Origin of the sequence: Adhaeribacter swui, from assembly GCF_014217805.1 — a bacterium.
In the GTDB taxonomy this organism is placed as follows: domain Bacteria; phylum Bacteroidota; class Bacteroidia; order Cytophagales; family Hymenobacteraceae; genus Adhaeribacter; species Adhaeribacter swui.
The window spans coordinates 2,500,594-2,517,047 of the sequence record NZ_CP055156.1 but is presented as its reverse complement, the minus strand read 5'-3'; the positions used below and the strand labels follow the sequence as shown (position 1 = coordinate 2,517,047).

Here is a 16,454-nt window from a genome sequence, read left to right as displayed (position 1 = left end):
AATAATTTTTATTTAATTCCATCCTTATTATGACAATTACTATTTCAGTGAAGAGTATGCGGAACAAAGCGGCTTTGTTTTGTGCCGGGTTCCTGGCTCCTCTTTACCTGCAGGCGCAAACGGCTGCAACCAGTCCGGCCGGCTCTATGCCGCTGACGGACCTTTCTGCTTTTAAAAACCCAGGTAAAACCTGGCAGATTGTGGGTGATGTATCCGCCAATCTGGGTAAAGACAACAACTTGTCTACCTCTAAAGGAACAAACGTACTGGTGAATCTGCCCGACAAAAAAAACCACGGCGCTGATTTATACACTACTGCGGAACACGGCGACGCGCTGTTAGAATTTGATTACATGATGGCCAAAGGCTCTAATTCCGGAGTTTATCTGCAAGGCCGTTATGAGCTGCAATTACTGGATAGCTGGAACGTAAAAACACCAAAAGCTAGTGATAACGGAGGAATTTACGAACGTTGGGACGATAGCAAACCCGAAGGCCAGAAAGGCTATGAAGGTTATCCGCCCCGCCAGAATGCCAGCCGGGCTCCCGGCTTATGGCAGCACATGAAAGTAGCGTTTCAAGCTCCAAAGTTTGACGGCAGCGGCAAAAAAATCCAAAATGCACGCATGTTGAGCGTAGAATTAAATGGTGTACTAATTCACGAAAACCTGGAGTTACTGGGCCCAACCCGTGGTGCCGTAGCGAACGATGAAAAAGCCACCGGTCCTTTACGCTTCCAGGGCGATCATGGGGCTATTGCTTTCCGGAATATCTCTATTTCCAACTTACCAGCCGCTCCGCAGGAGCAGGCAAACTCCCGGAGAAACAATCCGGTAGATCCTATTCTGGTAGAAGCCCCCACCAACACCATTTTGCGCAGCTTTATGGATATTCCGGGCCAGCCGCGTACCCGCGTGGTACATGCCGTATCGGTAGGTAGTCCGCAAAAAGTACATTATACCTACGACCTTGACAAAGGTGCTGTAATCCAGGTGTGGCGCGGCAACTTCTTAGATGCAACTCCCATGTGGCACGATCGCGGCGACGGATCTTCGCGCCCTGCCGGCATGGTGCAGCGTTTTGGTTTGCCCAAGTTTGCTTTAGCTAAATTAGGTTCAGCGCAAGCTGCCTGGATGGCTGATAGTGCCGGCACCAGCTTCCGTCCGAAAGGCTATACTCTCGACGAAAATGACCAACCTACTTTTACCTACCGCATCTACGGCGCTACTGTATTGGATGCTATCCGGGTACTGGATAATGGTCAAGGAATTCACCGGGAAATTACCGTGCAAAATCCGGCTGGTGGCGATTTATATGCCCGCTTAGCCGAAGGTAGTTCTATTGAAGAAGATAAATCCAATGGCGCTTACGTGGTAGATGGTAAAGCTTATTACCTGCGTTTAGATGATGCTAAAGGAACAAAACCAGTAGTACGCGATGCCGATGGCCGCAAAGAATTAGTAGTGCCGGTAAAAGGAAAAGTAGGCTATTCCATCCTGTTCTAGTTTTTTAATTTTTTGAATTCATGAAATATTCTAGTAAATATATCCGAAACAAATTTTTGCGCCGCACGGCCCTGCCGTTGTTGCTGGGCGCTTTTTCTTTAGCTGGTGTTTCTTCGGCCCAAGCCCAAAATGCCCCTAAAGAAGAAGATTTTTATAAAATTGTAAAAGTATCTGCTCCCGAAGGTACTATTCTGGAAGTAGGTGGTTTAACCATGTTGCCGAACGGCGATCTGGGTATTTCTACCCGCCGCGGCGATATTTTTATCGTGGAAAACCCCACCAGCGCCCGGCCTTATTTCCGCAAGTTTGCTTCTGGGTTACACGAAGTATTAGGTTTAGCTTATAAAGACGGAGCCCTTTACTGTGCCCAACGCGGTGAGCTTACCAAATTAGTAGATACCAACAAAGACGGCAAAGCCGATGTATTCGAAACCGTTTACGCCTGGCCTTTATCGGGTCACTACCACGAGTATTCTTTCGGGCCAAAAATTGCGCCGGATGGTTCGTTTTTCGTAACGGGTAACGTGGCCTTCGGCGACGAGCAATGGTGGCGGGGCGAAAGCCGGGTGCCATGGCGCGGCTGGACTTTAAAAATCAGCCCGGATGGTAAAGTAGAGCCTTGGGCTACCGGTATGCGTTCACCGGCTGGTTTAGGCATGATCGACGGTGAGTTGTTCTACTCCGATAACCAAGGCGAATACGTAGGTTCTGGTGGTATTTGGCACGTAAAAAAAGGTATTTTTGCAGGCCACCCTGCTGGTTTAAAATGGACCAACTTACCCGGATCCCCGGTAAAATATACTACCGAGCAATTTAACGCCAAATTAGATCCGCGTGATAAACGCGATGCGAACGACCGGGCTATTAAACCAGAAAACGTAGTAAATGAAAAATTTGTAACGAAAGCTGATTTAAAAAAGGACTTCCCACAACTGCAGTTACAAGCCGTAGTATTGCCGCACACTATTCTGGGTATCTCTAACTCTGAAATCGTTAAAATTCCGGAAGGAGCATTCGGCCCGTTTGCCGGTCAGTTGTTAGTTGGCGACCAGGGACAAAGTAAAATTTCGCGGGTAATGCTGGAAAAAGTAAAAGGCGAATTCCAGGGTGCAGCCATCGAGTTCCGGAACGATTTTCAATCTGGCGTAATGCGGATGGCCTGGGGCCCGGATAACTCTTTGTTCGTAGGTGAAACCAACCGCGGTTGGGGTTCTGCCGGGGAAGAAAACCAAGGCTTGCAGCGTTTAGTGTACAACAACCAGGTTCCTTTCGAAATGCTGAATGTACGCGCGATGCCCGATGGTTTTGAAATTGAATTTACCAAACCCGTTGACCGTAGCTCTGCCGAAGATTTGGCTTCTTACGCCGTAGAAAGCTTTACCTATAAATACCACCCGGTATATGGTAGCCCACCGGTAAACATCGAGAATCCAAAAGTAAAAGGCGTTAAAGTATCGGAAGATGGCATGAAAGCCCGCATTATTGTGGATGGTTTACGGGAAGCCTACGTACACAACATCTCTTTAGAAGGTATACGGGATAAAGAGAAATCTTCGCCGCTGTTACACACGAACGCGTTTTACACCCTGAACAACATTCCGGATGGCGCTAAATTACCTTTGGCCCAGGCCAGCACTAAAAATTCTGGTAAATCTGTAGCTATTAAGTCGGTTCCAACAGAAATAATGGAAGACCGGTTTAACTTTAAATTACAATCAGCAGTAGTAGAAAGCGGTTTAAAAAACAATAACAAAACCGCCGCTAAAGGTGGAGCAAAAGGCAGTGCCAAAGGTACCGGTATTGTTGCCAAAGGCAGTGTGCCTGCTCAGCAAGTACTTACCTACGACCAGATTAAGCCTATTTTACAGAAAAACAACTGCTTGGCTTGCCATAACCCTGATAAACGCCAGGTTGGTCCGGCTTATAAAGATGTAGCGAAACGCAAATATACCAACGAGCGCATCGTGAAGTTAATTCACAATCCAGAGCCACAAAACTGGCCGGAGTACGCCACCGAAATGCCGCCTATGCCGCAAGTTTCGCGGGGTGATGCCTTAAAAATTGCCGCCTGGATTAACTCTTTGGATGGTGGTAGCAACGAATCAGCTTCGAAAGCTGCCGTTAAAAACCCCGATGATCCAAATAACTAATTCAGTTTTGTATTAACCTGATTATCAGAAAGCATGAAAGAAAGCAATATTCTTTCATGCTTTCTTTTTGTAACACCATCTAAAATTTGGTTCTTGGCCTTAAGGTTTTAGATGAATATCTCTTTACATTTTATTCAAAGATTACCACCTAATGAAAAAGCTAATTTCCGTTTTATTTTTTTTAAATATTTTCTTTTTTGCGCAAGCCCAGGAAGGCACTAAAACCCACCCCAACACCAAAAAAGCCGGTTGGCGCGATTTGTTTCAACCGGATTTAACCAATGCCATTAAGCCCGATAATGTTTGGTCATTTGAAAACGGGGTGTTAACGGCTACTGAGGATAACAGCATCTGGTCGAATAAAGAATACAACGATTTTATTCTGGACCTGGAATTTAAAACCGCCAATGGTACCAACAGCGGCGTAGTAGTACACGCCAGCGATATCGAAAACTGGATACCCAACAGTGTTGAAATTCAGATTGCCGACGACTACAGCGAAGAATGGTCGAAAGCTCCAAAAACTTGGCAGTGCGGCGCCATTTTTGGCCGTTTGGCTCCTAAGAAAAGCAACGTAAAAAAGCCCGGTGAATGGAACCACTATACCGTTACCTGCAAAGGCAAAAAAATCTGGGTAATCTTGAACGGTGAACTGGTAAACGAAATCGACATGAACCAGTGGACCGATGCTAAGAAAAACCCTGATGGTTCTGATATTCCGGCCTGGTTGAACAAACCATTAGCTACTTTGCCTCTGAAAGGTTACGTGGGTTTGCAAGGCAAGCACGCCGGGGCACCGATCTACTTCCGGAACGTAAAAATTAAAGAATTATAATTCAGAAACATTTTTAAGAATTTTAAAAAAAATGCCTAAGACCACCTTAGGCATTTTTATTTTTGTGCATCTTTAAAAAATTAAAGGTTCCTCATGGTTCATGTATTTCGTCTGTTGCTGATTTGTAAGAAGTGTTGGTTCGTACTAATTCTTTTAACTGCTTTTTTAAAAAACGAGTCGGCGGCTCAAATCCAGGACACCGTAGTTATTCAAAAAAAGTTTATTCCTTCTACTTCTGTAGGGTTTAAAGCAGGCTACAATCTTTCACAAATCAGCTTCTCCCCTCCTATCAACCAAGACTTTACTAGATCAATTACCGCAGGGCTAATTTTAAATCATTTTGCGCAACCATATGCCGGCATTCAGGTGGAATTAAATTACCTGCAAGCCGGCTGGACTTTATCCGAAAATGGCGATTCGCGGCGATTTAACTACCTGGAAGTACCGGTATTTACGCACATCCAAATCGGGAAGAAAAACGGGGCATTTTTGTTAAACCTGGGCCCTTACATTTCCTTTCTTATTTCTAAACGCGATAGCCTTCTTTTGCCAGAAACTGCCAATACGAACCAAACTAAACTTATACCCAACCGCTTACAATACGGACTGGCTTTTGGACTGGGATATTTACAAAAAACGGCTGTAGGAAACTTTCAGTTCGAGGCCCGTTTTGCTTATGGCCTTGGCAATGTATTAACCCCTGCTACTTCGCCAAACCAAGCCATTACAGCCTGCATCGGGTACCTGCTAGAACGGAAAAGAAAAAAATAGACCGTTTAGCCAACACTTCTTAAACCGGCAAAACAATTTAAAACTTTTCGGAAAGCCTTTTTTACCAGATTAAGAAACAGCGTAAGAAATTAGAACAATATAATTTCGCAAAAGCCGCTCCCCACCAGGAGCGGCTTTTTACTTTTCGAGATTAGCGGTTTAAATATTTTTAAAAAATTAAAGCATTGTACTTCTTAAACTAATAAACTGTTAGTTACCTGCCTTTATGCAGCGCCAGAAAATGAAAAATTTAAAAAATTCTAAGGGTAGATTATTTTTAAAAAAATAGTACATTTAAAAACTACAAAACCGTGTATATAAAATACCCTCACCCGCATGAATCTTTCTAAACTCACTTCTAAGCTTGGGCTTGGTTGCTTGGGCGTGTTCGCCGCCAGCCTGGGATTGTACTCTTGTTTAAACGGGAAGCAACAGCAAACTACCAATCAGGCCAAAGCAACCCCACGGGTACTGGTATTCTCCCGGACGATGGGCTGGAAGCACACTTCGATCCCGTACGCTAACAAAGCCATTCATCAAATGGGGGTAGAAAATAACTGGCGGGTAGATACCACTAGAAATGCCAATTATTTCACGGACGATAGTTTAAAACAATATCAGGCGGTAATTTTTAACTGTACTACCGGCAACGTATTAAACTCGGAACAACAAGCAGCTTTTGAACGCTACATTCAGGCAGGCGGCGGTTATTTAGGTATTCACTCGGCGGCCGATACCGAATACGAGTGGCCCTGGTACGATAAATTAATGGGTGCACATTTTTCGAGCCACCCGCTGCAACCCGGCGAACGCAAAGCGACGGTGGAAGTAACAGATAAAACGCACCCCGCAACCGCTGGTTTGCCCGATAAATGGGAACGCACCGACGAGTGGTACAACTACCGTTCTTTTTACCCTGGCATTAAAGTTTTAGCATCTCTCGACGAAAACTCCTACGAAGGCGGTACGAACGGTGCCAACCACCCAATTATGTGGTACCACGAGTTCGACGGCGGCCGGGCCTTTTATACCGGCAGCGGCCACACTCCCGAAAGCTACAGCGACCCTTTATTTTTGAATCATTTATTAGGCGGCATTAAATACGCGATGGGCAGCGGCAAACCCTTGGATTACAGTAAATCGTACGCCGTAGTTGTGCCGGAAGAAAACCGTTTTGTGAAAACCATACTGGTAAATGACTTGGCGGTACCCATGGAGTTAGCCGTAGCACCGGATGGCCGGGTATTTTTCACGGAGTTTGCGGGTAAATTATCCATGTACGACCCGCAAACCAAACAACTCTCTCAAGTACATCAATTTGAAGTAGTACAAAAAGGCGGTACCGGATTAATCGGCTTAACCTTAGATCCTAATTTTGCCACGAACAAACAGCTATACGTATATTATAGCCCACCTAAAGCCGAAGAACCTTATTTATTTAACCTGTCGCGGTTTACTTTAAAACCCGATAACACCCTGGATGCTGCTTCGGAAAAAGTGTTGTTGCAGGTACCGGTACAGGAAAAAAGCGGCGCTCACCACGGAGGATCATTAGCCTGGGACAAAGAAGGTAACTTGTATTTATCAACCGGCGATGGTACCACGCCGTTCCCATCCTTAGGGTATGCACCTATCGACGAACGCCCGGAACCGGAACATTTCAGCGAAGATGCCCAGCGCTCTGCTTCCAACACCAACGATTTCAAAGGAAAGATTTTACGCATCCACCCGGAGCCGGATGGTTCGTACACTATTCCGGATGGCAACTTATTCCCGAAAGGCACGCCTAAAACCAAACCCGAAATTTACGTAATGGGCTGCCGTAACCCGTACCGCATTGCTTTAAATCCCAAAACGTCGGTATTGTACTGGGGCGAAATTGGTCCGGATGCGGGCGTAGATAGCTTACGTGGCCCCAAAGGGTACGATGAGTTTAACCAGGCTAAAAAACCGGGTAATTACGGCTGGCCGTATTTTGTAGGTAATAACATAGCGTATGCCGACTGGGATTTTGCCACAAAAAAAGCGGGCCCGCTTTACAATGCCCAAGCCCCTATTAACAACTCGCCTAATAATACCGGTTTAAATCAATTGCCACCCGCCGTACCGGCTATGATCTGGTACCCATACGATGCTTCTAAAGAGTTTCCGGAGTTAGGCATTGGTGGCCGTAGCGCTATGGCCGGCGAGTTTTATACTTACGACAAGAACTCCACTTCTAAATTTAAATTTCCGGAATATTACGATGGCACTTTGTTCGTGATGGACTGGATGCGCAACTGGGTAATGGCTCTACGGTTCGATGCCAACGAAAACTTTGTGCGCGCCGAACCTTTTATGACTTTAAACGGCGATTTCCGGCGTCCGATTGATTTGGCTTTTGGGAAAGATGGCGTGATGTATATGCTGGAATACGGTTCGGTTTACGGCGCAGATAACGAAGATGCCCGCCTCGTAAAAATTGAGTACAACACCAACAACCGGGCCCCCATTGCCAAAGCTTACGCCACCGACTCCGCTGCCATGGCCCAAGCCAGTGCGCGTTCTTACTTAACCTCCGACCCACGCATGGGCCCGCAATTAACCGAAGTAACTGGCTCAGCTCCTTTGCGCGTTAAATTTGCCAGCCGCGGCACCCGCGACCTCGACGATAACGACAAGTTAACCTACCAGTGGTTATTCGATGGTAAAACCGTGGGCTCAACCTCACCGAACCCTACTTATACCTACACACAACCCGGTATTTACGCAGCCATTTTAAAAGTTACCGATAATTCCGGCGCATCTGCCACCGATACGGTAACCATAAAAGTAGGAAATGCCTTGCCCGAGGTAAATATTGTCACTACTGGCAATAAATCTTTTTATTGGGAGAATAAGCCTTTTGCTTACAATGTGCAGGTAAAGGATAAAGAAGACAAAACCATTGATCCTAAAAAAATAAAGGTGTACTTCGATTACAATCCGCAACCTAGCGCCATAAACAAAGAACCCGAAGCAGGGCACCAGGTAGTTACTACCGTAGAATCTAATTCTTTAGGTAAAACCCTCGTAGCCAATAGCGATTGTAAAGCTTGCCACACCGTAGATAAAGTTTCGGTAGGTCCGGCGTTTATGGCCGTGGCTACCCGCTACAAAGGGCAAAGCGGCGCCGTAAATATGTTAGTCAAGAAAATTATCAATGGGGGCGGCGGTAACTGGGGCACCGAACACGTAATGAGCGCACACCCGCAAATTGCCGAAAAAGATGCGCAGGAAATGGTAAAATACATTTTCTCGCTCACCGACGCTAAAAAGCAAAAAACTACTTTACCAGCTAAAGGCACCCTTACCTTTAAAGAACACAAAGCAGACGAACCCCGCGGCAAGTATACCTTACTAGCTACTTACACCGATAAAGGCGGTAAAGCCGTAGGGCCGCTTACCGGCACCGAAGTAGTAACCCTCCGAAATGCGAAAGTACAAGCCATAGATGCCGATGCTTACACTGGTTTTGGCCGGTTTGGCAATAGTTTGAGTACCGGCAACCATAAATCTTTCGTTTTATTAAAAAATATTGATTTAACGGGCATTAAAGGATTTACTTACGATTATTCGGCTCCGGACAAAGATGGCGAAATAGAACTGCGCATTGGATCCTTCGCCGGACCAGTAATTAGCCGAACTGCCTTTAAAGCAAACGGTAACAACAAAGGCCCGAAGCAAGTAACCGGCACCCTGAATAAACCCATTACCGGCAAGCACGACCTTTACTTCATTCTGGTAAAACGCGAAAAACCCAACGACAGACTAGCATCTTTATCCGCCATTACTTTTAATCAATAAGTTGGATATTAGATACTAGACATTAGAATACCGGATAAATAGGTATAATTTCAATGTGAACTATGAAACGAACAACTTAAGCGAAGTGCAGAACCTGACGATTTTGTGTTTGAGCGGCAGCGAGTTTAAAATCGTCTTGACTTTTTTGGTTCTTTTTGTGTCAAGACAAAAAGAACAGAACCTGAGCAATGAAACAACTTCAACTAGCAATCAGAGCTAGTACAGCAGCTATGCGAACGAGAATTTTTAATTTCTTGCAAGTAAGGCAAGGCACTAACATCAATCTGAAAGGCACGGAAGTAACTTCCGCGCCATAGTGTAATTAAGCTGATGCAGCGGCTATACAAACGATAAATTTTAAAATTTTCACATCTTATTGTTCTAAAAACAATAACTATATTTGTTCTATTAACTATTTTGTTTTCTTTATTTTATCGCATGAAATTTAAAATTAAATCAAGATTCCTGCTGGCAGCCCTATTTTCTTTTTTATGGCAGCCCGAAGGAATTGCTCAAGCCAATGCGCCTTCTGCTACTTTAACGCCCATCCCCTTAACCGATCTTAGTGCTTTTAAGCCGGTAACCAATAACTGGAAGCAGGCAAAAGATGTATTTTTTGATCCCATGAAAGGCGGCAACGGCAAAATCACGGCCGGTACTGGTATCCTGGTAAATACGCTGGGCAAAAGCAATAATGGCCATTTATTTACCACCATGGAGCACGGCGACATCGAGTTGGAACTAGACTTTATGATGGCCAAAGGTTCTAATGCTGGGGTGTATTTGCAAGGTCGGTACGAAGTGCAGATGTTTGATTCCTGGGGCGAAACCGATCCAAAGTATTCGGATGCGGGGGCTATTTACCAGCGCTGGGACGAAAAACGCGGTTCCGGTCGGGAAGGCTACGAAGGGCATCCGCCGTTGGTAAATGTAAGCAAAGCGCCCGGTTTGTGGCAGCATTACAAAATAGTTTTCCGGGCACCGCGGTTTAATGCGCAAGGTCAAAAAATTGAAAATGCCCGGTTTTTAGAAGTGTACCAAAACGGGGTTTTAGTACAAAAAAATATTGAAGTAACCGGACCTACCCGGGCCGCTGCTTTTGAAGACGAAAAACCTTTAGGGCCCTTAATGATTCAAGGCGACCACGGGGCAGTAGCTATCCGCAATATCAAATACCAGGCGTATGGCACCGAAGAAGTTAAGCTGATCGATTTAAAATTAACGTCTTACGACAACATCAAAGCCTTATCGGATTTCAACACCAATGCGCCTAAATCCGAAATGGATATTGATGTGTTGGCGCATTTGGCTCCCGCTACCCGCGACCAGTTTGCCGGTAAAATTACCGGTACGATCCAGGTGCCTACTTCCGGCGACTACAATTTCAACTTAAATCTAGCCTGGATTCCAATGGACACCAACCCCAATTACATCAACGGGGCCGGCGAACTAACTATTGGAGATAAAAAAGTGTTAACCGTAACCGGGAAAACCGGCGTGGCTTCCGGCACGGTAAATCTGGCAGCCGGTACGTATCCCTTAAATTTAGCTTATTTTAAAAGTTCGTCGTATTGGTATGCCCGTCGCAACGATATTACCCTTACTGTAAGCGGACCAGGGGTGGCTTTAACCGCCTTAAAAACCCCCTTAAAAGTAATGGACCCGGTAGGCGCTATCACCGTTAAAGTAGCCGATGAGCCGATGATGCAGAGGGGTTTTCTGGAGCATTTAGGTAAAAAAAGAACCCACGTGATATCCGTAGGCGAACCCGGTGGCGCTAATTACGCCATTGATTTAAGCCGGGGCCAGTTCCTGCAGGTTTGGCGGGGCGATTTCCTGGAAACTACTCCCATGTGGTACGGCCGGGGCGAGACCCAGTTAGAAGTACCTATGGGTAGCGTAACGCAGTTCCCGGCTAAACCATCACTTACCTTTTTAGCTGACCAGAATGCCGCCTGGCCTGATTCCAACGCCGCCTACAACAACTTAGGTTACGATGTAAGCAAAGCAGGTCGGCCTATTTTTAAATATAACCTGGGTAATGCCAACGTACGCGAAACCGTAGAACCTGAAGACAATGGCCGAAAATTAACCCACACGTTTACCGTAACCCCGGGTCAGGAAACCCAAGCAATCTGGTGCCGCGTGGCTGAAGGAAGTACCATTACCAAAATGCCGAATGGCTTGTACGCGATTGGCGACAAAGAATATTTTGTGCAATTAGATAAAAAAGAAAAACCCGTTATTCGAAAAACGGCCCAAAATACCGAAGAAATGCTCTTACCTGTAAAAGCCAAAGATGCATCGGGAGTAGTGAAATATGCTATTGTGTGGTAAGGCCTAGTTCCTGGTCGATAGACGATAGTCCACTCTGGAATTTTTAAATAACTGCTCATTTTAGGCAAAACAACTCCTCGGATTATCCTCTATTGTACAGGAGTTTGAAAAGATTAAAACATCATGAATAAAATTTTTAAAATAAATCATATTGCCAAAGCTACGCTGGTAGCCGCCGGGCTTTTATTTTTACAAAATACCGGTTTTGCTCAAACCAAGATAAACCCAATTACCGGCAGTAAACAACCGGCCCCGGCACCTAAAGGCTTAACCAAAGTAGAAGCGGCACCGGCCAAAGAAGATGATTATTATACCCTTATTTCGCTGCCAGTACCGGAAGATGTTATTCTGGAGGTAGGCGGCATGGCTACATTACCGGATGGCAGTCTGGCGATTTGTACCCGTCGCGGCGAAGTCTGGATTGTATCTAACCCAACTATTTCGGGCGAGGAACGACCAACTTATAAGCGCTATGCGTACGGCTTGCACGAACCACTTGGCCTGGCTTACAAAGACGGTGATATTTATGTAACGCAACGCAGTGAGGTTACCCGGTTACGCGATGCCGATGGCGACGGCAAAGCCGACAGCTACGATAAAGTTTATTCCTGGCCATTGTCCGGTAATTATCACGAATATTCCTACGGACCTACTTTTTTACCTAACGGCAATATGCTGGTAACGCTAAACGTAGGCTGGAGCAATAGCTTAGGGCACGGAGTAAGTTTGGTGCCCTGGCGCGGCTGGACTTTAGAAATTACCCCCGATGGTAAAATGACCCCGTTTGCCGCCGGTATGCGTTCCCCGGCTGGTTACGGCTTTAATGCTGCCGGCGACTTTTTCTACACCGAAAACCAGGGCGATTGGGTAGGTTCTGGCCGGATCTCGCATGTAGAAAAAGGCGATTTTCTGGGTAATGCCGAAAGTTTAAACTGGTCGGGTTTACCAGGCTCCCCTTTAAAATTAAAGCCGCAAGATATACCCAATACTGGCGAACCTTTGTACGATGTGGCTAAACGGGTACCAGAATTAAAAGCCCCAGCCATCTGGATGCCGCACGGCATTTTTGGTATTTCTACTTCGGCTTTCTTAAACGATAATACCAACGGTAAATTTGGTCCGTTCCAGAACCAGATTTTTGTGGGCGACCAGGGTCAAAGCAAAATTATGCGCGTAGACCTGGAAAAAGTAAAAGGCGAGTACCAGGGGGTAGCCTTCGGTTTCCGGGAAGGATTTTCTTCGGGAATTTTGCGGCAGGTTTGGGGCCACGACGGGTCTATGTTTGTGGGCATGACCAGCCGGGGTTGGTCTTCGACGGGTAAAGAATTATACAGCTTGCAGCGCTTAGTCTGGACCGGCCGAACTCCTTTCGAAATGAAGACCATTCACGCCATGCCGGATGGTTTCGAGATTGAATTTACCCAACCCGTTGATAAGGCTACCGCTTCTAATGTAGCTTCTTACAAAGTAACCGGCTTTAGCTATAAATACCAGGCATCTTACGGCAGCCCGGTTATTAATAACAAAGAAAACCCAATAAGAGGCGTTGTAGTTTCGGAAGATGGTCTGAAAGCGCGCCTGGTAGTAGATGATCTGCGTTTAGGCTATATTCACGAAATTAATTCTGATGGCGTGCGCTCCAAGTCGGGCCAGCCTTTGCTGCACACGGTTGGTTATTACACCCTGAACAACTTACCGGATGGCACAAAATTAAACATTGCCAAAGCTGCATCTCCCATGCACGACCACGCCGCCATGATGGCCTCGGCTGGTAAAGCGGCCGGAAGTGCGAAAAATAACAAAAAATCAAGCACCACTACTTCAACGGCATCCAGCAATGTGGCTGGTACCAAAATGGCTGCAAAACGAGTAACCGAAATGCCCGCCGACTGGAACGGCAATGCCGATTATACCATTAATCTGGGCACCAAACCTGGGCTTAAATTTGAGCCATCGCAGTTTCAGGTGAAAGCCGGCAGCAAAATCCGGGTGGTGTTCCAGAACGACGACGATATGCTGCACAACTTTGTGGTGGTACTGCCCGGCACAGCTATAGAAGTAGGTAATCTGGCCATGAAATTAGGTTTGGAAGGTCAGCAGAAAAACTACATCCCTAATACTAACAAAGTATTGTACCACACCAACCTGCTGCAGCCGCAATCCACCGAAACCATTTACTTTACTGCCCCCGAAAAACCAGGTAACTACACCTACGAATGTTCGGTACCGGGCCATTTTTACAGCATGCAAGGCACTATGAAAGTGTTACCGAAATAAGGTTGCTTGAATTAATATCCTGACTAAAAAGCCGGTAGATTTTTTAAAATTTACCGGCTTTTTACAATATTTAGACTATGTTAAATTTTAACTTACTATGAAATAGCCCCAAAGCCAAAATTACGTTAGAACCGTTTTAATTGATCAATTGGCTACGAGCAACTGACACCAGTTTGGCTGTTGAGGGCCTTCTAAGGTTCCGGTTTTGCGTAGCAAAATTCAGCAGCGGAGCGAGGAAAGGAAGCTTAGACCGCCCGAAAGAGCCAAACGATGCCCGCCGGCCATGAGGCAAACTCAGCCTGATCTAATAAGATGGAACCTGTGCCTGGAGACGGGAACCGGCTCCAAAGAAAAACCTACTAAAATAAGGTTGAGTAACTAAAATAATTTTAAAAAATTTAATAATTCTATGCCTACCAAATACCTGCTATTAATTCTCACTTTCTTTACTTTTTATACCACCCAAGCCGCGCAAGTAGATACCTTGAAAATTACCAGCACCGCCATGAACCAAAAGCTGCACGCCGGTATTGTGGTACCGGATAGCTACAAAAAACAAAAAAAAGCTACATACCCGGTGCTTTACTTATTGCATGGCTACAGCGGTAACTTCCGCGATTGGTTAACCAAAGTGCCTGATAAAAGCGTGCTCACCAGTATGGCCGATCAATACCAAACCATAATTGTAACTCCCGATGGGGGCTTTAGTAGTTGGTACCTGGACAGCCCTTTAGATAAAAACAGCCGGTACGAAACTTTTATTACCCAAGAACTGGTGCAGGCCGTGGAAGCGAAATACCGGGCAATTACTACTCGGGAAGGCCGGTTTATTTCAGGTTTAAGCATGGGCGGTCACGGGGCTTTGTATTTATCGGCGCGACATCCGGATTTGTATTTGGCGGCGGGCAGCATGAGTGGCGCTTTAGATATTGCTTCTATCCAGGGTGGCGATTTAACCAAGAGCATCGAAGCTTTACTCGGCCCGAAAAGCCAGAACTACGGGCAGTTTATTCAGAATTCGGTAGTAAACATGGTACCACAAATAAAAGCTAACTCGGTTAAAATATTATTTGATTGCGGCGTCGACGATTTTTTAATTGAAAGTAACCGCGAGTTGCACCGGCGTTTAGTAACTGAAAAAGTGCCCCACGAATACATCGAACGGCCGGGCGCGCATACCTGGGCTTACTGGGGCAATGCCTTGCCGTACCATATGCTGTTTTTCCAGAAAGCCCGGCAGGAAGTTAGCGGCAAGTAACAAAAAGGAAGCAAGCAGCAACGTCCGCCGGCGTACGCCAAGGTATTTATCGGCTACTGTTATTTTGGGTACCGGTTAAACACCTCAACAAACTCCGGAGGAATAGTAATATTTTTAAAAATTCTGAGGCCAGAATAATAGAAGCAGATTTAACGTGATTTTTTAAAAATATTTTTTTAAACAAGAAGCTGGCCTTCTGTTTATGGGTTTGCCGGAAGAATGTGAAAGATTAATTTCCTAAAATTTGTACTTACTTTTTCTTGTGTTACAAGCCTATGCTACATAAATCTACCTGGCTTTTATTCTTTTTTTGGTTGGGCTTTACCTTTCCTGGTTTTAGTCAGGATTTAATGGGCCGCACTACGGTAACGCCCCGCATGCGGGTAATCGTGGACAACGACTTTAGCGGCGACCCGGATGGCTTGTTTCAGCTCGCGCATCTGCTGTTGTCGCCGTCGGTAGAAATAAGGGCGATTATTGGCTCGCACCTGAAAGTGGGCGATGGCTTTGATGCTTCGAAAACCCAGGCCCAGAATGCTGCCAACAAGGCCAAAGAGTTGCTACAAATTATGCAGGTTAAACGCTCTGTTCCAATAATTGCCGGCTCCAATACGGGCATGGTAAACGACAGCACACCTGTAAAAAGTGAGGCCGTAAACTTTATTATTAAAGAAGCCTTACGCACCGATACCCAGTTGCCCTTGTACGTGCTGGCCGGCGCCGGTCTTACCGAAATTGCCTCTGCCCTACTCACCACACCCCGGATTGCCGATAAGCTTACCTTAATCTGGATTGGCGGACCAGAATACCCCGAATTGGCGCTACCACCCCCGAATTATTCTAACCCCGAGTACAACCTGAATATAGATAAAGCAGCGGCCCGCGTTGTTTTCAACCAGTCTACTGTACCAATCTGGCAAGTGCCCCGCAATGCTTACCGGCAAGCCTTACTGCCTTACTCGCAACTGCTATTAAAAATTAAACCGCACGGTAAAACGGGCGCGTATTTAACGGGTTTGCTAGAAAACTTAATGACCCGGATTCAGAAGTACTTGAACATCGGCGAAACCTACATCCTGGGCGATAGTCCTTTGGTTTTGCTTACGGCCCTGCAAAGCTCCTTCGAAGCCGACCCATCGTCCAGCGCGTACGTTATTAAATTGGCTCCTAAAATTAACGAGCAAGGCGCTTACGAGTTTAACCATACGGGGCGCCCCATTCGGGTGTATACGCGATTAGATGTAAACCTGATGTTCAACGACTTTTTTGCCAAACTCGAATTATTTAAAAAATAACAGCTCGCCACAGTTGGCTAATTGTTCTTGCCCCAAAAGGTAAAATTTTAAAAATTACACGATGGTTAAGTGAAAACCCGGCTTTTTACTTATTCTCAGTATGGAGCAACGCTGTTTAAAAGAAAGCAGCGAGGCAAAACAGGTTATTTATTTTTTATTTTATCTTGATAAACAACACCTAAGGTATAATTACAATCTAAA

At 45.7% G+C, this 16,454-nt stretch carries 9 protein-coding genes; all 9 read left to right on the top strand.

What is annotated here, in order from left to right; translation table 11 throughout:
* Nucleotides 1-29 precede the first annotated feature (29 nt).
* The 9 genes from HUW51_RS10950 (at nucleotide 30) to HUW51_RS10910 (ending at nucleotide 16,253) form a co-directional block, all read left to right on the top strand.
* A complete protein-coding gene (locus HUW51_RS10950; protein WP_394353948.1) occupies nucleotides 30-1,505 on the top strand; it encodes a 3-keto-disaccharide hydrolase in 1,476 nt (491 codons plus the stop codon).
* Nucleotides 1,506-1,525: 20 nt separating this feature from the next.
* Complete coding sequence (locus HUW51_RS10945) at nucleotides 1,526-3,655, top strand: c-type cytochrome (RefSeq protein WP_185274070.1); 2,130 nt, start codon at nucleotides 1,526-1,528, stop codon at nucleotides 3,653-3,655.
* Between the two features lie 151 nt (nucleotides 3,656-3,806).
* A complete protein-coding gene (locus tag HUW51_RS10940; RefSeq protein ID WP_185274069.1) occupies nucleotides 3,807-4,490 on the top strand; it encodes a 3-keto-disaccharide hydrolase in 684 nt (227 codons plus the stop codon).
* A gap of 93 nt (nucleotides 4,491-4,583) precedes the next feature.
* Nucleotides 4,584-5,261: a porin family protein gene (locus tag HUW51_RS10935; protein WP_185274068.1), complete on the top strand. Its 678-nt coding sequence runs from the start codon at nucleotides 4,584-4,586 to the stop codon at nucleotides 5,259-5,261.
* 336 nt (nucleotides 5,262-5,597) lie between these two features.
* On the top strand, nucleotides 5,598-9,086 hold the full coding sequence (locus HUW51_RS10930) for a ThuA domain-containing protein (RefSeq protein ID WP_185274067.1): 3,489 nt from the start codon (nucleotides 5,598-5,600) through the stop codon (nucleotides 9,084-9,086).
* Between the two features lie 438 nt (nucleotides 9,087-9,524).
* Nucleotides 9,525-11,423, top strand: a complete 1,899-nt coding sequence (locus HUW51_RS10925; RefSeq protein WP_185274066.1) for a 3-keto-disaccharide hydrolase — start codon at nucleotides 9,525-9,527, stop codon at nucleotides 11,421-11,423.
* Between the two features lie 123 nt (nucleotides 11,424-11,546).
* Nucleotides 11,547-13,700, top strand: coding sequence for a plastocyanin/azurin family copper-binding protein (locus tag HUW51_RS10920; RefSeq protein ID WP_185274065.1), 2,154 nt, complete (start codon nucleotides 11,547-11,549; stop codon nucleotides 13,698-13,700).
* A 409-nt stretch (nucleotides 13,701-14,109) separates the two neighbouring features.
* Nucleotides 14,110-14,958, top strand: a complete 849-nt coding sequence (locus HUW51_RS10915; protein ID WP_185274064.1) for an alpha/beta hydrolase — start codon at nucleotides 14,110-14,112, stop codon at nucleotides 14,956-14,958.
* Between the two features lie 275 nt (nucleotides 14,959-15,233).
* Nucleotides 15,234-16,253, top strand: a complete 1,020-nt coding sequence (locus HUW51_RS10910) for a nucleoside hydrolase (RefSeq protein WP_228467003.1) — start codon at nucleotides 15,234-15,236, stop codon at nucleotides 16,251-16,253.
* Nucleotides 16,254-16,454 lie beyond the last annotated feature (201 nt).